Source organism: Antarctobacter aquimaris, assembly GCF_900184945.1.
GTDB lineage: Bacteria > Pseudomonadota > Alphaproteobacteria > Rhodobacterales > Rhodobacteraceae > Maliponia > Maliponia aquimaris.
Genome location: NZ_FXYF01000009.1, coordinates 53,254 through 72,856 on the forward strand (window position 1 = coordinate 53,254; position 19,603 = coordinate 72,856).

The following is a 19,603-nucleotide window of genomic DNA, read 5'->3' on the forward strand; positions in this document are numbered from 1 at the left end:
TTCAGAACAAGAGCGTGACGGTCTTGGGTGCGCCCCGCCCGATGAGGGCGGAGAGCTGGAAGATGCGGATGTCGAGCGTGTCGCCGGGGCCGAGCGGCGCGCCCCAGTCGGCGGTCTGGTCGGCGCTGCTGTAGACTGCGCTGGTGGTGGCGGTGCTCAGCACCCGCTTCACGGTCGTGCCGTCGAGGATCTCGACCTCGTAGGCCTCGGTTTCCTCTGCGAGAGCCGCCTCGGCCGCGCCCCAGTTGTCGGCCGCGAGCGACCGGGACCGACGCGTCCAGCGGATGGTGAGATCGCCGGGAGTGCGGGGGCGACGCCACGGCTGCTCCACATGGGCCACGGAGAACGGACGAAGCCCTACGCCCGCAGGCGTGAAGGATTGCGCCACATAGGTCTCGTCGCTGACGAGACGGCTCGCCGGGCCGATGCGCCAGTTCCACGGCAATCCGAGATCGGCCTCGGCGATCGGCAGAGACGCCAGCGCGGTGTCCAGCACCACGACCCGCGCGCCTGCCGGAGCCGGGTTGCCCATCGCGCCTTCGGTGCCCCGCTGGCCGCGCAGGAGCCGGGTCAGACTATAGCGGCCAGGTGCCAGAAGCTCGGCCGCGCCCGCCTGCACGATCTCCCAGGTGCCGGGCGCGGTTTCCACTCCCAGCGCGTTGGCCCCTCCGAACAGGGTCAGGTCGGTGACACTTTCCAAGGTGCCGGTGAGCAGATCGACCACCAGCGCGTTTCCGAGATCGAAACGCGAGCTGGGGCCCGGATAGAAGTCGGTGACCAGAGCCCCGATCCGGGCGCGACTGCCGAAGGTGGTCAGCAGCTCGAAGCCATCGGTCGAGGGGCTGCGGAACACAGCCATCTCACCCGGCCAGGGAACCGCGTGCGCCGCGACCAGCGGCCGATGTGCGGGCTGATCCTCGGTCAGCTGCGGCAGGTCCATCAGCACCGCATCCGGCGCGCCGAACACGACCGCCCGCGTCAGCGACGCCGCGCGGGGATCGCCGGGCGGCAGGTCGTAGGTCGCGCGGTCCTGGCGGACCGCCTCGATGCCCCGCGCCTCGGCGTCGGCGATGGAGACGAGCCGCAGATCGACCAGCCGCCCGTCATGCGCGAGCTGGATCGCATCGGCCGGGTCCAGCGCGAGCCGCGAGGGCGGCAGACGGAACACCGCCGTCTCGCGACCGACCCACGCCTCCATCAGCGCGCGGCGGCAGCGCCGCTCGGCCTCCTCTGGCGGCACGGCCATCGGGAAGGACTCGGAGGCGATGCGCGTGGTGTCCACCGTGATGCGCCGGGCCTCGACGAGGGCGGCGTCATAATCCTCGTCGGCGCGGGCGACCTGCCACTTCAGCGCCTGCGGCAGTTCGGTCTCCTGACCGCGGGTCAGCTCCAGCACGTCGCCCTCGCGAGCGGCGACCAGTCCGTCAGGCGCGAGGGTCGCGACGGAGGCCCGGCCGCGCATCACGAAACGGATCACGCCCTCGGTCTCGACCGCGTCGAAGCCGAAGTGGCGCGACAGCGTGGTGATCGAGGCGCGCGGGCTTTCGAGCGCCGTGATGGCGTAACCCTCGACCGCACCCCAGAGCCCGGAGACGTCGATCCTCGACTCGGGCATCCCGGTCCGCAGGCAGAGGTGCCGGACGAGTGCGGCCAGCGACACTGCGCCGAGCCGCCCGGTCAACCAATGCCCGAGCCGCCAGTTCGCACCGTCCGTCCAGACGTCGGTCAGCGCCGGAAAGAACGGATAGGGCCGCGCATCCCAGGTCCAGGCCGCGCATTCGGGGACGTGCACCATCCGGCCGCCGTAACCCGAGGACAGCGGGTTGTTCGCGGCCTCGCCCCACCAGAGATACGTCGCCTCGAGATAGGCCCGCTGGATCGCGTCGTCGCGCCAGCCCCGCGAGAAATGCGGCGTGAAGCTCTCGGAGGACTTCGAATCGAAGAAGACGTTGGGCTGGTTGGTGCCCCGGTCGATGGCGGGACAGCCGAGCTCGGTGAACCAGATGGGCTTGGACTCCGGCACCCACGCCGTCGGCGTGCCGCTCTCCACCCCGCCCGGGCGGTCGTAGTGCTCGTTCGACCACCAGGCGCGCAGATCCTTGTAGCGGAAGACCCATGGCTTGGCCGCCGCGCCGTCCGTGATAGGGGTCCGCACCTGCGCGGTGCGATCCACCGCGCTGGCATAGAACCAGTCGAAGCCTTCGCCGCCCGCGATGTTCCCCTGCAGGTAGGCGCGGTCGTAGATCGCGGGCCAGCCCTCGGCCGCGTCCGCATGCTCGAAGCCGTCGCGCCAGTCCGACAGCGGCATGTAGTTGTCGATCCCGACGAAATCGATCTCCGGATCGGCCCAGAGCGGATCGAGATGGAAGTACACGTCGCCCGAGCCGTCGCCCGGCTGGTGTCCGAAATACTCCGACCAGTCGGCGGCATAGCCGATCTTCGTCCCGGACCCGAGGATCGAGCGGACATCCGCAAGCAGGTCCCGATACGCCTGCACCGCCGGATAGGTACTGGCCCCAGAGCGGATCGTCGTCAGCCCCGGCATCTCGGTGCCGATCAGGAAGGAGTCGACCCCGCCCGCCGCCGCGCAGAGATGGGCGTAGTGCAACACCATGCGCCGCAGGCCCCAATCGCCGGAGGGGCCGGTCCACGAAACCGACTGACCCGAGACGCTGAAGCTGGCGGGCGTGGCCGCGCCGAACAGCGCCACGACCTGGCTCGCCGCCGTGGCGGTCTTGTCCACGGTCCCGGCGAACCCCGCCGCAGGAGAACAGGTGATCCGCCCCCGCCAGGGGAAGGCAGGCTGGCCGGTCTCCGCGGCGTTGTCGGAATACGGGTTCGGCAGCGTGTTGCCGGGCGGCACATCCATCAGGATGAACGGGTAGAAGGTGACGCGCAGCCCGCGGGCCTTCATCTCCTGGATCGCCTGCACCACCGCGAAGTCGGAGGGCGTGCCGCCATAGACCGGACGGTCCTCGTCGTCGCGGCTCACGAGGAAGGCGCTGGCGCGGCTCACGCCGTTCACCGACCAGCTGGCGGGGGTGGTCGATTTGGCCGACACCTCGACGCCCGGCCGCACCTTGCAGGTGCCCGCGCGCAGATCGTCGCCGAACCAGGCTACGACGAGACTGACGCTCTCGACCGCCGGGGCCATGGCCTGAAGCCGGTCCAGTGACTCCACCATGTCCGTTGCATCCGGCAGCGCGTTCAGGTTCTCGGGCACCGTCGTGCCGCCATCGGTCTTGCGGATCGCTTGCGTCGCGTAGGTGAACTCGCCCGAGGCTGGGATCATGGTGACGGCGCGGGTCAGCCCCTCGGCGGTGTCGGGATCGGCGAGCGGCCGGAACACCTCGAAGGACAGCTGCGGCAGGCGGTTGCCGTAGGTCGAGAGCGCCAGCTCTTCGAAGACCACATAGGCGGTGCCGCGATAGGCGGGCGTGTTGGCGGCGCCCATCTTCGCCGCGATGAACGGATCGGGGCTCTGCACCTCGTCGCCGGGATACCAGCGCCAGGTGACGCCGGAGAGGTCCATCGGCTTGCCGTCGGCCCAGACGCCGCCAATGCCGGTGATCGGGCCTTCGCAGAGCGCCACGGCGAAGGAGGCGTAGTAGAGATACTCGGTGGTCTTGACCTTGCCGCCCCCGCCGCCCTTGCCGCCCCCTTGGGTGGTGGTCTTCGTCTCCTCGCGGAAATCCGTCGCCCAGATGATGTTGCCGCCCATGCGCATCCGACCATAGAGCCGCGGGATGACCGCGCCTTCGGTGGCCGAGGTAATGCGCAGCGTGTCGAGCCGCGCGCCCTCGATGCGCTGGGTGGGCGCAAGCGACGAGATGATCCAGCTGTCGACGACCGAGCCGATGCTGGAGCCGATGAATCCGCCGATGGTGGCGGCGCTGACGCCGAGGATCGCGCCACCGATCGAACCGCCAATGGCGGCGCCGGCGGCACCGAGAACAAGCGTTGCCATGTCGGGGTCTCAGCGTTGCGGGAACAGGAAGGCGAAGGCGATGCGCCGCCGCCAGGATGGGATGAGCGGTTCCTCGATCACGCCGAGCCGCTCATAGGCGTGGAGGAAGCTGTCGGGCGCGGTCAGGATCCCTACATGCTTCGCGATGGCACGGGGCTTCATGCGGAAGAGGACCAGCGCGCCGGGATCGGCCTCGGCGGGCAGCACCTCAATCAGCATCCGCCGCGCGCCCTCGGCCAGAACCTCGCGCGGTCCGGTCTCGCCCCAGTCCCGGCTGTAGGGCGGGATCGGGAACGGTTCGGGGCCGACGATCTCGCGCCAGATGCCCCGGGCGAGCCCGAGGCAATCGCAGCCGACACCGCGCAGGCTCGCCTGGTCGTGGTACGGCGTGCCGAGCCAGGACCGTGCGATGGCGATGACGCCCAGGGGATCGGCGGAGGTCACAGCACGCCTCCCTCGTGCCCACCGTCCTTCGTGGCATAGCGCAGCACCGCGTCCTGGCCGGGGATGTGCGGGAAACCGCGGAAGTTGGCGGTGTTCGCGAACTTCGCCCCGCAGGTCTCCATCCGCTTGTCGCAGCCCGCACGGATGGTGAAGCCGTCGCCCTCGGCGATCGCGCGCACCGGCGCTTCGAGCAGGGTCAGGATCGCCACGCCGTCCGTGACGTCATGGCCGAGCACCTCGGTGCGCCGACCCGCGTTCGCGCCGCTGGTCCAGTCCAGCGTACCGAAGGTGAACCAGCCGGAGGTGAAGCCGCCCAGCCCCGAGGCGGTGAAGGCCCGGTCCCGCAGGAGATCGATGACGGCGCCCGTGCCTTTGTACGTCGGGTTCTCCAGATCGACGCTGCAGCGTGCATCGCCGAGCGCGGCGTCGCAGGTCGCCTGGAAGGTCCGTCCCACCGTCTGGCCCAACACATGAGCGAGCGAGCGGACCTCGGCGACGAAGGCGAGTCGCCCGCGCCGGATCTGACCGATGGCGCCCCGCCGCATCAACACGCGCTGGCCGGGATCAGACCAGTTCACCCGCCAGACCTCGATCTCGGCGTTGTCCCAGCGGCCGTCGAGAATGTCGGTCTCGGTGATCCGGTCCGAGGTCAGCACGCCCTCCGCATCCTGCGCATCGACCGACAGGTCCGAACCAGAACGGACCTCGGAGGCGGTCAGCCCGCTCTCGGGCTCGAAGTCGGTGCCGTCGAAGCTCAGCGTCCGGTCATGGTCGGTGAAGCCGAAGGTGACGCCATCGGCGCGCATGATCCGCCAGCACCAGGCGAGCGTCGTCGCACCCTCGTCGAGATGGGCCTGCAGCAAAGGATCGAGGGTCTTCATCGGCGCAGTTCCAGCAGCGGAATGGAGGTGATCGAACCGAGCCGCTCGAGGTCGAGCGTCACGTCGAGAACATCGGTGTCGAAACGGACGGGCACGTCGAACTCAAAGCCTGCACTGATTACGACGCCGATACCCGGGGCGGCGCTGAAGGTGACGAAGCCGGTGGTCGTGTCGACCGACCAGCCGCCGAGCTGCTCGATCCCGCCGAGCGCGATGCGCACGCTGCCCGCCACCGGCTTCGCGATGGCGCGCGTCCAGGATTGCACACCGGAGGCGTAGCGCTTCACCAGCTGGAAGGCGGTCGTCGCGCCGTCGCCGGTGCCGATCGCCTGGTCGGCGGGCGATGGCGTGCCCGAAGGCAGGCAGGACTTGTGGTCGCCCCAGTCCTTGAACCGGAAGCCATGCAGCCGACCGTTGCGCGCCTCGAAGAAGGCGACGACGGCGGCGAGATCGTCGGCGCGGCGGATGCCGTAGGCGACATCGTAGCGGCGGCGGCTGTTCGCCCAGCTGGCGTTGCGCTCCTCGTCGCCCGAGGCGAGCTCGACGATCTGCGTGCGCCGCTCGGGTCCGCCCCGCGCGCCGCGGCTGATATTGTCGGGAAACCGGACCTCGTGAAACGCCATCACATGCCCCTCCGCCCGAGCGACACGGCACGGGCGATGTCGGCCGCGACCTGTGTGCGGGACTGCCTGAAGCTCTCGGCGTCGCGGGCCATGATAGTGACGTTGACGCCGCCGCCCGCGCCGTAGCTCTGCGCCTCGCGCCGCGACAGCACCCGTTCGCCGCGTTGCAGGATCGCGGGCACCTCGTCGTGACGAAGCCCGGCCATGCCGCCGCCATGCATTCGCGGCGCGGCAGCAAAAGCGATGGCCGGGACCATGCGCGAGGGCCCCGCGGACCCCACCATCCCGCCCGCATGCAGGACGTTGGCGAAGATCCCGCCCGCCCCGGAGAACACGCCGGAGAGCGCATTGGCGATCGGCCCGAGGATGAAGCGCCGCGCAGCCAGCTGGGCGAGATCGGCGAGCAGCGAGGTGACGAGGTCGCGGAAGTTCAGCTTGCCGGTCTTCACGAACTGGCCCACCGCGTTCTCGGCGGACTGGAAGGCGCCGACGAGGCTCTGGCCGATGTCGCCGCCAATCTCGCGCGCCTTGCTGGCGTAATCCGACAGCGCTGCCGTGACCGCCTGCCACCCGGTGACGGCGGCCTCGGTCGCGGGCTCCGCGGCAGCGGCGGCAGCTCCGGTCGCCGCGCCTGCACCTGTGGCGGCGCGTCCGGCTTCACCAAGCGCCGTCTCCAGCCGCTCGGCAGCACCAGTGGCCTCGGTCAGCGCATCGGCACTGGCCTCGTCGGTGCCGCGCACAGCGTCGCGGAGCGCCTGCCAGCTTTCGACGGGCGCGCGGGCCCCTTCGGCCAGATCGCGCGCGGCCCCGTGATAGAGGTTCGCGGACTCGAGCGCCCGGTTCGCCGCGTCGGTCAGGCCGAGATCGGGCGCGGTCAGCGGGTTGTCCTCGAAGGCCCGGTCGAACGCCGCCTGCGCCGCCGTCGTGGCAGCACTGGCCGCGCCCTCGAAGCGGTTCTCGATCTCGCCAAGGTCGAGGTCGGGCACCAGCGAGATGCGGCGCTCCGACCCGAGGGCTTCGAGCCCTTGGTTGATCCCGCCGATGAAGCCGTTGATGCGCGAGACCACGCCGTTGAGCATCGCCTCGACCCCGTCGACCAGGCTGTTGGCCGCCTGGAACGCCAGATCCCCGATGGCGGCGGGCAACAGGCCCCAGATCGCCTTGATCGCCTCATAGGCGCCTTCGAAGGTGTTCGCGGCGGTGTTGCCGAAACCGACGACGCTGTCGATGGCGCTTTGCATCCCGGAGGCGGCGTCGGCCTTCAGGTCGAAGAACATCGTCGTGGCGGCCGCGCCCGCCGCAGCGGCGCCCGTCTTGATCCGCTCCCAGACCTCGACCGCGAGGTCCTTCAGGAGCGACATCGCCTCGCCGAAGCCGCCCGCACCGGAGACGAGGCGGGTGAACTGGTAGACGAGCTCGCCCGCGCCCACGATGAGCGCGCCGATGCCGGTGCGGATCAGCGCCCCACGCAGGACGACCAGCGCCGTGGCGAACCCACGAACCGAGAGCGCCGCAGCGGCCATGCCAGCAACCCACCGTCCCGCGAGGAAGGCCGCGAAGGTGGCGGCATAGGTCGTCAGGCGGCCGATGTTGTCGAAGAGGCTCCGGATCGCGACACCGAGCGGACCAGTCCTGCTGGCCACAGCCGCCATGGCGTTGGCGACCGCCTCCAGCGCGGGGGCTGCAGCGACGGCCAGCTGGTTCGACAGCCCGCGCCAGATCAGCCCGAGACGCGAGATCGCGTCGTTCGTGCGCTCGATCTGATCGGCGTCCTGCTCGGAGACCACGACCCCGAAAGCGAGCACGTCCTCCGTCGCCTGGCGCAGCGTCGCGGTGTCGATCCGCGACATGGCGATGGAGCCTTCCTCACCGAAGAGCTGGCCCGCGACGGCGGCGCGCTCTGCAGCGGGCACGAAGCTCTCGATGGCGGCGTTGATCGCGCCCACACGCTGGTCCAACGGCAATGCGATCAGCTCGTTGGCGGAAAGCCCGAGCCGGTCCAGCGCATCGGCGGCGGGACCGGTCCCGGCGGCCGCCTGGCTGAGACGGCGCGTCAGATCCTTGGTCGCCTGCTCGATGCCGGACATGGAAACGCCCGCCAGCGCGCCCGCACGCTCCAGCGTCTGGACCGAAGCGACCGTGGTGCCGAGGGACTGGGCAAGCTTGGCCTGTGCATCGACCGTCTGCAGGCCGGACCGGATCATCGCCACGCCAGCGGCCGCTGCGGCTGCAACGGCGGCGGCCGCCGCGACCCGCACCGGCCGCGAGAACGCCGCGAGCCGGGTGTTCGCCGCTTCCATCTCCCGGCTCAGCCGTCCGAAGCCGCGCGATCCAGCTTCACCCACGCCTTCCAGCTCGGCGCGCACCTGCCTCCCGCCCACGGCCGCGAGGCGGACGCTGACCCTCTTCTCAGCCATGGGAGTGATCCATCTGTTCGTTGAGCTTGGCGACCATCACCGCTTCGATGACCGGCAGCACTTCGGCCATGGCGAGCGGCGGCACGCCGAGGGCGTCACCGAGCGCCAGCGCCGCCGACATGTCCCAGCCGATCACCGCGCCGGGCAGGACACGCAGCTGGCCGCCGAGGCGGCCGACGAGGTCCCAGACCTGCCAACCCTCCGGTGTTTCCGGGCGATTCAGCCGCGCCGGGCAGTCCGGGCAGGCTTGCGCGCAGGCTTCGCAGTAGCGCTCGCCCCCGCCGAAGGACCATTCGGCGAGAGCGCGGAGGCGTTTTTTTCCTGTTCCAGCAGCAGGCCCTTGGAGACGTAGGTCAGCTGGAAAGCTTCGAAGATCGGCCAGACGTCGAGCAGCGCGTCGATGGCTTCGGGGCTGGGGTCGATGGAATTGCCGTCGGCATCGCCAATGCCCTCCCAGGCGAGCACCGCCCGCCGCGCGAGAGCCTTGGCGAAGGCAACCGCGCGCTCCTCGTCGGAGGCCTCCTCGGGCACCGCCTCGACGGCCGGATCGCTGCGCGTCGCCACCATCAGCGCGGTTGTCAGCGGGCGCAGCTGCACCCGGACGCCGGGGGCGAGGTCGTGCCAGCGCGGTTCATTCGTCAGGTCGAGCGTCAGCATCGTCAATACACCTCGATGTCGTTGATCAGGGTGGCGGTGCACATCCGGCCGACGACGCTGTCGCGGGCGGCCTGCCAGTCGAAGGTCGCCTGCACGCCCTGCGGCCCGGAGATCTCGATGCGCGGGCGCGGCAGATAAACGGCGTGCACGGTGAAGGTGAAGCTCTCGCCCGAGGGCAGGACGTAGGCGAACTCAAGCTCGCAGGCCTCGCCGTTGATGGCCTGCGTCACCAGCGTCTGGTCGGCGAACCGCACTTCGATCCGGCCGGTGAGCGCCGCGATGCTTGGGTCCGCGCCGTCGATGCGGCCGTCCGAGCGGATCGTCTCGATCCGGTCGAGGTTGTTTGCATAGGTGATTTCAGCCGAGACGACGTTGCCGAGCGCGGACCCGTTACGGGTGATCGCGCCGTTGAAGTGCCCGAAGCGCTTCAGCTCGAGCGCGGCGGGTGTCCCTGCGCTGGTGGTCGTGCCCACCGTCTCGCCCTGCGCGACCAGCCGGGCCGTTGCGGTCAGCAGGCCAGACCGCTGCATCTGCCAGGTGATCTGGTCGAGCACGCAGCCCGAGTACGTCGCATAGCGGGGCACCTCCGGCATGCCGGTCTCTATCGACATGCTGGGCAGCGTCCAGGATCCCGACTGGAACTCGTGGCTGTAGGGCGCTTCCGCGCCGGTGGTCGTGGGTGTCCCGAAGGCCGCCTTCAGCCAGAAGCCGAAGGCCTCGGCGTCGAGCGGCACCACGACATCGCCGTCCGCCGTCACCGCGTCCTTGATCGGCGCCAGCGGATCGCGGCCGTACCCGAGAAGCTCCGAGTTCAGCAGCGGTTGCTCCGCCCCGAGCGACGTGCTGGCGAAGGGCATGCGGGTGAAGCCGCTCACGGGCGGCGTGCCATAGGTCGTCTCGAACGCAAGCGCCATCAGCGCCCGCGCCCCCTGGGCTCGTGCCATTGTATCGTCTCCTGTGGTCGTTTGGATCAGGCCAGCTGGTCGGCCGTGGAATAGTGCAGGACGACCGGGATCACGGCGGCCTTCAGGCTGGCCGCGCCCTCGACCGGCAGATCGACCGGGCGCGGCGCTTCCGCCTCAACCCAGTCGCAGAGCTCGCCAAGCGTGCGGTCGGCGGTGAGTGCAGTGCCGATGCTGGCGGTCAGCGTGTCGAAGGCGGCGTCACGGTCGGCACCTTGCACGACCGCCTCGATCTCGGCCCGGTGCTGGTAGTGGTAGCGCAGTGGCGACAGCGTCACCTCCGGATCGCCTGGCTCGCCATCGCGCAGGATCAGCAGCCCCTCGGCCGGGACGCGCTCGGGCAGCACCTCACCGCGCAGGGCGGTGGCGGGCAGCGCCGAGAGCCGCGCGTGCAGCGCGACGAGGATGGTTTCGCGGGGGCTAGGCATTTCAATCCTTTTCCCGTTCCGCCCCCGCCGCGCGAGCCAAGATGTTGAACTGTCTCGGAGGATCGCCGATCATCATTACAACACCTTCATCTCCCCGTATCCGCGACCCACCCGACGGTTCGACCGATGCGAACCGACAGGACGTCCGAATGACGCGCCTCGATCTCGAGCGACGACAGGTCTGGATCTATCTCGCCGCCATCCTGGCAGGGCTGGGCCTGGGTCTGTTGCTGCCGGGGGCCGCCGCGGATGTCGAGGCGGCGCTCTGGCCGCTTCTTGGCATCCTGATCTTCGTGACCTTCACGCAGGTGCGGCTGATCCATCTGCCTGAGGCGTTTCGCGACCGGCGCTTCATGGGGGCGATGCTCGCGGGCAACTTCGGGGTCGTCCCGTTGATCGTGGCGGGGCTGCTTGTCTTCCTGCCTGCCGATCCGGCAGTCCGACTGGGCGTTCTTCTGGTGCTGCTCGTGCCCTGCACGGACTGGTACATCACCTTCACGCATCTGGCCGGCGGCGACACCGGCCGGGCGATTGCCGCCACGCCGGTGAACCTGATCGTACAGATGGGGCTCTTGCCCGTTTATCTTTGGCTGTTCATGGGATCGGCCTTCCTGGAAATCTTCGCGGTCGGTCCCATCGTAACCGTTTTCCAGACGCTGATCGCGGCGCCGCTGGTGGCAGCATGGCTGCTCGAGAGATGGGCCGAAGCGCGATCCGGCCGGGACGCGGTGATCGACCGTCTTGCCTGGTTCCCCGTGCCACTGCTGGCGATAGTCGTTTTCCTGATTTCCGCATCGCAGGTGCAGACGGTCACGTCGTCCCTGCCTGTCCTGCCGCAAGTGGCGGGCGTGTTCGTCGGTTTTCTCGTGCTGGCCCTTCTCGCGGGGCTCGGTCTTGCGCGCGCGTTTCGCCTGCCGCCGCGTGCCGGGCGCGCGCTGGTGTTTAGCCTCGGCACACGCAATTCCTTCGTCGTGCTGCCGCTTGCGCTGGCCTTGTCAACGGAATGGCAGTTGGCGATCGTGGTCATCGTGTTCCAGTCGCTCGTCGAACTACTCGGCGTGCTCGTCTACCTCAAGGCGGTGCCGCGGCTTCTGCCTGACCGGTGAGCGCCGTGCTCAGGACGCGATCGACCCGGACAGGGCGTCGAGTACCGCACAGTCAGGCACGTCCGCACCGGAACAGCGAGAGGCCGTCTCCACCAGCACGCTCTCGATGCGGCGCAGATCCACAATCCGCGCTCGAACGTCGGCGAGGTGGCGCTCTGTTCGGTCCCTGACCTCGGCGCAGGTCGGCGCTGTGCCGTCCTCCAGCCCGATGAGACCCCGGATGTCCTCCATCGGGAAGCCGAGTTCCCGGGCGCGGAGGATGAAACGCAGACGCCGCACATGGGCCGCCGAATAGATGCGGTATCCGGCGCCGGTCCGTGGCGGGTCGGGCAGAAGGCCGGTCTTCTCGTAGTAGCGGATCGTCTCGATGTTGCACCCGGTCGCATGTGCCAGGTCTCCGCGCGTGAAACCGCTCTCGCGCTCGTGATCGGTCATGGGCAGATTCCCTCTTGAGCCTGTAGTCGCTACAGACCCTACACCCATTGTCAGCCACAGACGAGAGGGGCGCGACATGAGCATTGCCGACCAAAGAACGGACACCTCACCAACGGATCTCCCGGCCCGCAAAGGCTGGCTGGCGGCGGGCGGGGTGCTGGGCGCCATCCTTGCCTCGGCCTGTTGCATCGGACCCCTGGTGTTGCTGACGCTGGGCATCTCCGGCGCCTGGATCGGCAACCTGACCGCGCTGGAACCCTACAAGCCGGTCTTCGCCGTCATCGCGCTCGGGTTCATCGCGGCGGGCTTCCGGCAGGTCTATTTCCGCAGGCCGGTGGTCTGCGAGCCCGGCTCCTGTTGCGCTAGCCCCGCCTCGGCGCGGATCACCAAGGCGGCGCTCTGGGCCTCCCTCATCCTCGTTCTTGGAGCGCTCACCATCGGCTGGTGGGCCCCGCTTCTCTACTGACCCGGAAGGACATGCCCATGAAAAAGATCATAACCACCGCAATGTTCAGTGCCCTGTTCGGTCTGGCCCCCGTTGCGCCGATCACGACCATTCCCGCCGCCGCGCAGACCGTCGCCGCCGAACAGACCGTCACCTTCACGATCGACAACATGACCTGCGCGCTCTGCCCGGTCACCGTGAAGCGCGCGATGGAAGGCGTCGGGGGCGTGCGCAGCGTCGAGATCGACTTCGAGGCCCGCACCGCCACGGTGGTCTTCGACCCGGCCACGACCGGCGCCGAGGCCATCGCCGCCGCGTCGGCCAGCGCGGGCTACCCCGCGCGCGTCGCGGGCTGAACCGATGACCGGCAGGAACGATGGCAGGTTGCTCAAGGCAGGCATCATCGGCACCGTGATCGCGGCGCTCTGCTGCTTCACTCCGGTGCTGGCGGTCCTTCTCGGCGCTGTCGGCCTGTCGGCTGCGCTCGGCTGGCTCGACTACGTGCTGCTGCCCGCGCTCGGCTTCTTTGCCGCGCTGACCGTCTATGCCGTGTGGCGGCGACAGCGGCGAGCGAACACCTGAAAGGAAGGACGACCGGATGAAAGACGATTGCTGCGCGCCCAAGGGCGACTTCGACCTTGCCGTGATCGGCGCCGGATCGGCGGGGTTCTCGGCCGCGATCACCGCCGCCGAGCGCGGCAAGCGCGTCGCGCTGATCGGGCATGGCACCATCGGCGGAACCTGCGTCAACGTGGGCTGCGTGCCCTCGAAGACGATGATCCGCGCCGCCGAGGCCCTGCACGGCGCCCGCGCGGCATCCCGGTTCCCGGGGCTGAGGGGGGAGGCGCAGGTTGCCGACTGGTCGGCCCTCGTCGCGGCCAAGGACGATCTTGTCGCGACGCTCAGGCAGAAGAAATACGCCGACCTGCTGCCGGGCTATGATGGCGTGACCTATATCGACGAGGGTCCGGCGCGGCTCGTCCCCGGCGGGGTCGAGGTCGGCGGGCGCAGGATCGTGGCGCCGAGGGTCATTGTCGCCACCGGCGGGCGGCCCGCCGTGCCGGCCATTGCCGGGATCGACGCGGTACCGACGCTCGACAGCACTCAGTTGCTCGACCTGGAGCGCCTCCCCGAAAGCCTGATCTTCCTCGGCGGCGGCTATATCGGCGTGGAGCTTGCGCAGATGATGGCGCGGATGGGGGTGCGCGTCACCATCCTCTGCCGTTCGCGCCTCTTGCCGCAGACCGAGCCGGAGGTGTCCGAGGCGCTGGCCGGGATCCTGCGCGAAGAGGGTGTCACGATTCTCGACGGCGTGACCTATGGTGTCGCGCGGCGCGACGGGGGCGGTGCGGTGCTGACCGTAACCAAGGACGGCGCCGAACGCGACCTGCGGGCGGACCATCTCGTCCTGACGACGGGACGGGTGCCCAACACCGAGGGGCTGGATCTGGCCGGAATGGGCATAGAGACCGACGCGCGCGGCGCGATCCGGGTTGGCACCGACATGGCCACGACGCGCCCCGGCATCTATGCCGCGGGCGATGTGACCGACCGTGACCAGTTCGTCTACATGGCCGCCTATGGCGCCAAGCTGGCGGCGCGCAACGCTGTGCTGGGCGGGGCCGAGCGCTACGACAACGCCGCGATGCCCTGGGTGGTGTTCACCGACTCGCAGGTGGCGGGGGTGGGCCTGACCGAGGCGCAGGCCCGCGCGGCGGGCCACGAGGTCAAGACCAGCGTGCTCGCGCTCGAGAACGTGCCCCGCGCGCTTGCCGCCCGCGACACGCGGGGTCTGATCAAGCTCGTGGCGGATGCCGGGACCGACCGCCTGCTCGGCGGCGTGATCCTGGCGCCGGAGGGGGCCGACAGCATCCAGACGCTGGTGATGGCGCTGAAGGCCGGCATGACGACCCGGGCGCTCGGCGAGACGATCTTCCCCTATCTCACCACGGTCGAGGGGCTGAAGCTGGCCGCGCAGACCTTCGACATGGATGTCGCAAAGTTGTCCTGCTGCGCCGGTTAGGCCGATCCCGCGGACTCGGACCGGGTGCGGCGTTTGGTGATCCGAACTGTTCAAATCCGCCCATCCACCCAGTTCGCCACGATCAGCCCCGGCACGCTGTCGAGCGCCCGCTGGGCGTGTCGGTCCAGGTTCAGCCGCTTCGGCAGCTTGACCTGAGGTACCAGCAGAAAGATCGGAGCAGTGACGAGGCCTCGGCCGGTCCTGGAGCGGGACGCAACCCCGAGCCCCCGACTGTTCAACCGTCCCTCGGCGACGAGCAGGCTCGGGCCGCGCCGACGGTAGACAAACCGCAAGCGCAGGCCGCGGCGCCGCTCCCATTCGCCGGGGCTGATCTTGCCGCCGCGCAGACCGCGGCCGGCAGCTTCGGTCGGGATCGCGAGCCAGAACCCGTCCTTAGAGCGGATCAGCGGTCCGGTGTCGTGGGCGCCGACGATGACCGGGGCCTTGGACCAGACCAGCGCTGCGGCGTCGAGGCTCTCGCCGGCCTTCGGATAGGTCTGGCTCCGGATCGAGTTGGCGAGCCGTCGGCCGAGCCCCGCGCCGGTGATCTGGCCGCGCCAGGCGGTCTTGAGCCCGTTGCCTGCCTCGCGCATGGCGGCGGTCACGGCCTTCTCTCCGGCCTTCACTTCCGCAGCCATCGCGGCGACGAGATCGGGCGTGCTGTCGAGCTTCAGCTTCATCATGGTCAGGCCGGGCGCAGGTCCACGGTCCAGACGAGCCGCTCGCGGTCGCGAACGGGCTCGCCCTGGATGAGGAAGGCCTCGCCGTCGATCTCGATGCGGTCGCCGGGGCGCGGGCTCGCCACCTCGGCAAGGCGCAGGTCCAGCCGGGTGGTCTCCGACCAGATGCGTGCGTCGCCGAAGTTCGTGACGTCGTCGGGCTGGCGAAGGATCGCGCGAACCAGCGATGGCGCACCGCCCTCCGCGGTGTAGACCACGTCGCGCGCGAGATGCGCGTCGACGAAGAGCGCATCGAGTGCGGCAGCGAAGGCAGTCATCAGGTCCGCCGGGCGCTGCGCAGCACCTGCGGGCGGGTGCAGATCGGGAGCGGGTTGCTCTCGATCTCGAGCCGCACCCACTCGTCGCGATCCCGGTCGGGGATGGTGCGGGCATAGAGCGGCTGACCCAGCGTGTTGACCGTCTCGAAGGTATCGGCCGGCGCATAGTAGATCTCGAAGAGCCCCTCGATCCCTTCGGGATAGAAGAACGCCTTGTCGGTCGGCACGGTGAAGCCGACACCGCCCCGGTAACGACGGAAGGTGATGCCGCCGAAGCTGACCTCGTCGGCCACCCGGCCCCGCAGGTCGGCCGCGGCGGCGGTGTTGAGGTAGGTCTCCCGCACCTCCTTGTGCGCCACGAGATCGGCGAAGAAGGCCGAGCCGCATTCCGCGCGCACCTGCACGGCGCCGGCCGAGAGCCCGCCCATCGAGTCCTCGACGCTCTCGATCAGCGCCTGGCAGCGCTTGCGGAGCGCGCCCGAGGCCGGGCTCGCATTGTCGAGGTCGAAGTCGATCTCGGCGGCGGGCGTGATGCCGAACTCGGTGAAGTAGTTCACCACCGTCGCGTGGTCCTTCGGGTCCTTAACCAGCCCCTGGATGCCATTCAGGAGGTGGTACTCGAAGGTGGTCTCGGCGTCCTGGCGGAGCTTCCGGAGCCGATAGGCCACTTCGGTCTGCACCTGCTGGGTCGCGCTCTCCGAGCCGAAGTCGCGGACGGACTGGATCTCGGAGGCCCAGAGGACGTCCTGCTTCTTGAACTGCCGGCAGACGAAGGCGCGCATCTCGCGCCGGTCGGGAACCTGCTGCTCGTAGGCCGAGCCGCGCTCGGAGAACGGGATCAGCGAGAGCGTGCCGTCGCGGCTCTCGATCACGACGGTGCGGGAACGCACGCCGCGTGGGCTGAAGAGGGCCGAGCCCGAGAGCAGCGCGGGCTTGTAGGGGATGTTCTCGAGCGCGCGGGTGAGCTCGACGATGGTGAAGGCATCGCCTTCGAAGATGTCCATGGTGGCCATGAGGATGCCTCCTGTCTGGAGCGCGCCCAGCAAAAGTGGATGCCGGTTTTGCGTCCGGGCGCGCGTGAATAAGGGGATTGGGTCAGCGGACGAGGATGCCCGCGGCGAGGAGCGCCGTATGGGCGGCCGCGATCTCGCCCTCGCTGGGTGTGCCGGCGAAGACGATGTCGTGGCGGTTGACGATGGCGGGGCCGCGGACGACCGCGACGGCCGGGACATCGCCGCCGGACGCATCCGCCTTGCCCCAGAGCACCGCGACGGCGGTCTCGGTCCCGTCGACGGCGGCCGGATCGTGCGCGGTGTATTTGCCACTGGCGGTGATCTTGCCCAGCACCGTTCCGGGTTCGAGCGTGCCCGCGGCGACGGTGATCGTCTCGCGGGTGTAGTCGCGGAAGGCTTCCCAGACGAGGAAGCCGCCCGGGTGGGTACCTTCGACCAGCGTGGTCATGGTGTCATCCTTTCAGCTTGAAGGTGCGGGCGACGATCTCGCCCCAGGGGCGCGCGGCAGAGGACCGGCCGGGCTGCGAGTGATGGGGTGCGATCTCGGGCTCGGCCTCGGACCTCAAAGCGAGGAGCGCGGTGCGCACCTCGTCGAGGCTCGCGTCCTCTTCGAGGAAGCGGCCCGCCATCTGCGGCTGGCCCGCGAGATGGCAGAGATCGACGACGGCCTGGGCGTGCCCGATGGCCTCCGCGCGGATCGCGGCAGGATCGGGCGGCGCGCCGCTGGCCAGCGGCGTCTCGGCCGGCGGCTGAGCGATGTCGGAGACAGCGGCCGGCTCGTCTTCGGTGTCCTCGACCTGATCCGTTTCGTCGGTGGCCTCCGTGCCGGCGCTGTCGGTCTCGTCGTCGGACCCGGGCTCCGCTTCGATGGCCTCGACCAGCACTGGCGGCGCGTTGCGGAAGCGGCCAATGTCGAAGGCTGCTGCGATGCGGACAGGCTCAACCAGCCGGTCGGCGAAGCCCTGCGCCACGGCGTCGCCCGCGTCGAACCAGGTCTCGGACGCCATCAGAGCGGAGACCTCCTCCGGCGTCCGGCCGGATTTCGCGGCGTAGCCCGAGACGAGGCTGCCCTTCACCTTGTCGAGCGCCTCGGCCATGGCGCGCATGTCCTCGGCCGTCCCCATCACGAGACCGGCCGGGTCGTGGATCATCAGGAAGGCGTTCGCGGGCATGACGATCTCGTCGCCGGCCATCGCGATGTAGGAGGCGGCCGAGGCGGCGATGCCGTCGATCCAGACCGTGACCGTGCCCTCGTGCCGCTTCAGCGCGTTGTGGATCGCCACGGCATCGAAGACCGAGCCGCCGGGGCTGTTGAGCCGCAGATCGACCGGCGTGCCCTCGGGCAGCGCGCCCAGTTCGGCCAGAAAACCCTTCGCCGAGACCCCGTAGGCGCCGATCTCGTCATAGATCGCCACTTCCGCACCGGTCCCCCGGGCGCGGATCGCATACCAGCTTGCCATGTCGTCACTCCTGTTCGGTGGCCGGATCGGTCGCCGCGGCGCCGTCGTCCGTATCGTTGCCGGCGCCATTGTTGGGCTCGGCCCGCGTTGCAGGCGTCGCGCGGGCGCCCTGCGTCTCGCCGGGACTCGTGCGGTAGCGCAGGCCGAGACCTGTCGCGCGCGCGGCGTCGGCGGCGTTCTCGCGGTCCACTTCCTCGACGTCGTAACCGGTCGCCTCGACCACCTTGCGCCGCGAGGTGATGCCCGCCTCCATTGCCAGCACCTGCGCCTGGATGTCCTTCAGCGGATCGACCCAGTCCCAGCGCGGCGGGATCCATTGCACCGGTCGCACCGTCGCGAGATCGGTATCGAGCGCGCCAGCGAGCACCGCCGTCTCCAGCCAGCGCTGCCACACCGCGCGACAGAGCTGGTGCACGATGACGCCATGCTGCAGCTGGCCGATGCGGCGGCGGAACTCGACGAGTTCGGCCCTGAGGCTCGAGTAGTTCGCCTGCCGGACATCGCCGGTGACGAGGTGATAGGGCAGCCCCAGCGAGGCCGCGACCGAGAGCAGCGTCCGATACTGGAACGCCTCGTAGCTGCTGCCGACATCGGCCGGCGACGAGAACTTCACGTCCTCGCCCGGCAGCAGCACCTGCATCGTGCCGGGCTCGAGGCTCGCGATGGCCGCGCCGTCGAGATCCGCCTCGGCCTCTCCCATCATGGGCTCTTCCGGAGCGGTCTTGGTGATGAAGCCCGCAAACATCGCCGCGGTCTTCTTCCGGTCGAGCTCGGCGTCGTCGTACTGGTCGAGCAGAAACAGCCGCACCATCGCCGGGGCGATATGCGGCAGGCCCCGGATCTGGCCCGCATCGATGGGCCGATAGATGTGCAGCACGTCCACCGCCGGCACGCGCACCGTTTCCGGGATCGCCGCGCCCTGATCGGTACTGTCGCCTGGATGGCGGCGTCGGAAGTGATAGGCCACGCGCCGCCCGATCGCGTCGAACTCGATCCCGCAGCGGATGCGGTTGCCATTGGCTGCGGTCTCCGTCTTCTCGAAGGGCAGCATTTCCGACTGCAGAAGTTGCAGCTGGAGCGGGACCAGCAGCCCGTCCTCGGCCCGGCGCGGGCGCAGCCGGACGAAGCACTCACCCGCGACGAACATCTCCCGGGCGACCATGGCCTGCAGGCCGTAGAAGTCGGTCAGCCCGTCCGCATCGGCCTCGTCGGTCCAGGCGAGCCAGAGCCGCTGAACCCGATCGCGCAGGGCGGCGTCCCCGATCAGCGACGAGGGCTTGATCCCGTCCCCGACCAGGTTCGCCGCGAAGGCTTCGCAGGCGTTGGCGGCGTACCCATTGGTCACGACCAGTTCGCGGGACCGCGCCAGAAGCCGCGGGCCGCCCGAGGCGACCAGCGCGTTGATGTTCTCGAGCGGCGGGTTCCACCCGCGCAGCCGCCGCTTCGCCATGGCGCCTTCGAGACGGGCGCGTACGGCCGCCGGGCCGCCGGTGGACCGGCGGCGGAAACGGTCGAAGAGGCCCATGGGGTCAGAGCCCCTTCGCCGTCGTCACGCGGACATGCCGGACGATCCGACGCCCCTCGGCTGCGGCGATCTCGCGATCCAGCGCCTCGATGGCGCGGTCGATCTCGGCGACGCTGCGATAATCCACGGTCTTGCCGTCATAGCTGACCCGCGCCACCCCCGAGGACCGCTGCGCGGTCAGCGCGTCGCGGCGGGCGCGGAGCTCTGCGGCCGTGGCCAT

22 protein-coding genes are annotated in these 19,603 nt (G+C 69.8%); 5 read left to right on the forward strand and 17 right to left on the reverse strand.

What is annotated here, in order from left to right; all coding sequences use genetic code 11:
- Nucleotide 1 precedes the first annotated feature (1 nt).
- From MAA8898_RS16065 to MAA8898_RS16100, 9 genes are all read right to left on the reverse strand, one after another.
- Nucleotides 2-3,967: a baseplate multidomain protein megatron gene (locus MAA8898_RS16065; protein WP_094022046.1), complete on the reverse strand. Its 3,966-nt coding sequence runs from the start codon at nt 3,965-3,967 to the stop codon at nt 2-4.
- Nucleotides 3,968-3,976: 9 nt separating this feature from the next.
- Nucleotides 3,977-4,411 carry a C40 family peptidase gene (locus MAA8898_RS16070; protein ID WP_094022047.1) on the reverse strand — a complete coding sequence of 145 codons (435 nt, stop codon included), beginning with the start codon at nt 4,409-4,411 and terminating at the stop codon, nt 3,977-3,979.
- Complete coding sequence (locus tag MAA8898_RS16075; RefSeq protein WP_094022048.1) at nt 4,408-5,292, reverse strand: phage/gene transfer agent baseplate hub protein; 885 nt, start codon at nt 5,290-5,292, stop codon at nt 4,408-4,410. The genes MAA8898_RS16070 and MAA8898_RS16075 overlap by 4 nt, the downstream gene beginning before the upstream one ends.
- The gene (locus tag MAA8898_RS16080) at nt 5,289-5,915 is read right to left on the reverse strand and encodes a DUF2460 domain-containing protein (RefSeq protein WP_094022049.1); all 627 of its coding nucleotides are present in this window, start codon (nt 5,913-5,915) and stop codon (nt 5,289-5,291) included. The genes MAA8898_RS16075 and MAA8898_RS16080 overlap by 4 nt, the downstream gene beginning before the upstream one ends.
- Entirely contained in the window at nt 5,915-8,332 is a 2,418-nt protein-coding gene (locus tag MAA8898_RS16085) for a phage tail tape measure C-terminal domain-containing protein (RefSeq protein WP_094022050.1), read from the reverse strand. Before MAA8898_RS16085 ends, MAA8898_RS16080 begins: the two co-directional genes overlap by 1 nt.
- Nucleotides 8,325-8,468: a DUF7697 family protein gene (locus MAA8898_RS26785; protein ID WP_176445190.1), complete on the reverse strand. Its 144-nt coding sequence runs from the start codon at nt 8,466-8,468 to the stop codon at nt 8,325-8,327. The genes MAA8898_RS16085 and MAA8898_RS26785 overlap by 8 nt, the downstream gene beginning before the upstream one ends.
- 83 nt (nt 8,469-8,551) lie before the next feature.
- A complete protein-coding gene (locus MAA8898_RS16090) occupies nt 8,552-8,989 on the reverse strand; it encodes a phage-derived protein YdaY family protein (RefSeq protein WP_094022051.1) in 438 nt (145 codons plus the stop codon).
- A 2-nt stretch (nt 8,990-8,991) separates the two neighbouring features.
- Nucleotides 8,992-9,933 carry a phage tail tube protein gene (locus MAA8898_RS16095; RefSeq protein ID WP_094022052.1) on the reverse strand — a complete coding sequence of 314 codons (942 nt, stop codon included), beginning with the start codon at nt 9,931-9,933 and terminating at the stop codon, nt 8,992-8,994.
- A gap of 26 nt (nt 9,934-9,959) precedes the next feature.
- Nucleotides 9,960-10,379 (reverse strand): acyl-CoA transferase, encoded by a 420-nt coding sequence (locus tag MAA8898_RS16100; protein WP_094022053.1) that lies wholly within the window; start codon nt 10,377-10,379, stop codon nt 9,960-9,962.
- Between the two features lie 149 nt (nt 10,380-10,528).
- On the opposite strand from MAA8898_RS16100, the gene MAA8898_RS16105 reads away from it, so the two are divergent.
- Entirely contained in the window at nt 10,529-11,485 is a 957-nt protein-coding gene (locus tag MAA8898_RS16105) for an arsenic resistance protein (protein ID WP_094022054.1), read from the forward strand.
- 9 nt (nt 11,486-11,494) lie between these two features.
- Here MAA8898_RS16105 and MAA8898_RS16110 read toward each other — a convergent pair whose 3' ends face one another.
- Complete coding sequence (locus MAA8898_RS16110; RefSeq protein WP_094022055.1) at nt 11,495-11,920, reverse strand: MerR family transcriptional regulator; 426 nt, start codon at nt 11,918-11,920, stop codon at nt 11,495-11,497.
- A 76-nt stretch (nt 11,921-11,996) separates the two neighbouring features.
- On the opposite strand from MAA8898_RS16110, the gene MAA8898_RS16115 reads away from it, so the two are divergent.
- From MAA8898_RS16115 to merA, 4 genes are read left to right on the forward strand one after another with little or no spacing between them, the layout of a single operon-like run.
- Complete coding sequence (locus MAA8898_RS16115; protein ID WP_094022056.1) at nt 11,997-12,386, forward strand: mercuric transporter MerT family protein; 390 nt, start codon at nt 11,997-11,999, stop codon at nt 12,384-12,386.
- Between the two features lie 17 nt (nt 12,387-12,403).
- On the forward strand, nt 12,404-12,721 hold the full coding sequence (locus MAA8898_RS16120) for a heavy-metal-associated domain-containing protein (protein WP_094022057.1): 318 nt from the start codon (nt 12,404-12,406) through the stop codon (nt 12,719-12,721).
- A 4-nt stretch (nt 12,722-12,725) separates the two neighbouring features.
- Nucleotides 12,726-12,947 (forward strand): mercury resistance system transport protein MerF, encoded by a 222-nt coding sequence (gene merF / locus MAA8898_RS16125; protein ID WP_094022058.1) that lies wholly within the window; start codon nt 12,726-12,728, stop codon nt 12,945-12,947.
- Nucleotides 12,948-12,963: 16 nt separating this feature from the next.
- Nucleotides 12,964-14,388, forward strand: coding sequence for a mercury(II) reductase (gene merA / locus MAA8898_RS16130; protein WP_094022059.1), 1,425 nt, complete (start codon nt 12,964-12,966; stop codon nt 14,386-14,388).
- Nucleotides 14,389-14,438: 50 nt separating this feature from the next.
- Here merA and MAA8898_RS16135 read toward each other — a convergent pair whose 3' ends face one another.
- The 7 genes from MAA8898_RS16135 to MAA8898_RS16165 form a co-directional block, all read right to left on the reverse strand.
- Nucleotides 14,439-15,068, reverse strand: a complete 630-nt coding sequence (locus MAA8898_RS16135) for a DUF6441 family protein (protein WP_094022180.1) — start codon at nt 15,066-15,068, stop codon at nt 14,439-14,441.
- Nucleotides 15,069-15,073: 5 nt separating this feature from the next.
- Entirely contained in the window at nt 15,074-15,385 is a 312-nt protein-coding gene (locus tag MAA8898_RS16140) for a head-tail joining protein (protein WP_094022060.1), read from the reverse strand.
- Nucleotides 15,385-16,398: a major capsid protein gene (locus MAA8898_RS16145; RefSeq protein ID WP_094022061.1), complete on the reverse strand. Its 1,014-nt coding sequence runs from the start codon at nt 16,396-16,398 to the stop codon at nt 15,385-15,387. Before MAA8898_RS16145 ends, MAA8898_RS16140 begins: the two co-directional genes overlap by 1 nt.
- Nucleotides 16,399-16,480: 82 nt before the next feature.
- Nucleotides 16,481-16,846: a head decoration protein gene (locus MAA8898_RS16150; RefSeq protein WP_094022062.1), complete on the reverse strand. Its 366-nt coding sequence runs from the start codon at nt 16,844-16,846 to the stop codon at nt 16,481-16,483.
- A gap of 4 nt (nt 16,847-16,850) precedes the next feature.
- Nucleotides 16,851-17,858, reverse strand: a complete 1,008-nt coding sequence (locus tag MAA8898_RS16155) for a head maturation protease, ClpP-related (protein ID WP_176445196.1) — start codon at nt 17,856-17,858, stop codon at nt 16,851-16,853.
- A 4-nt stretch (nt 17,859-17,862) separates the two neighbouring features.
- Nucleotides 17,863-19,383 carry a phage portal protein gene (locus MAA8898_RS16160; protein WP_245853438.1) on the reverse strand — a complete coding sequence of 507 codons (1,521 nt, stop codon included), beginning with the start codon at nt 19,381-19,383 and terminating at the stop codon, nt 17,863-17,865.
- A gap of 4 nt (nt 19,384-19,387) precedes the next feature.
- Complete coding sequence (locus MAA8898_RS16165; protein ID WP_093359498.1) at nt 19,388-19,603, reverse strand: phage head-tail joining protein; 216 nt, start codon at nt 19,601-19,603, stop codon at nt 19,388-19,390.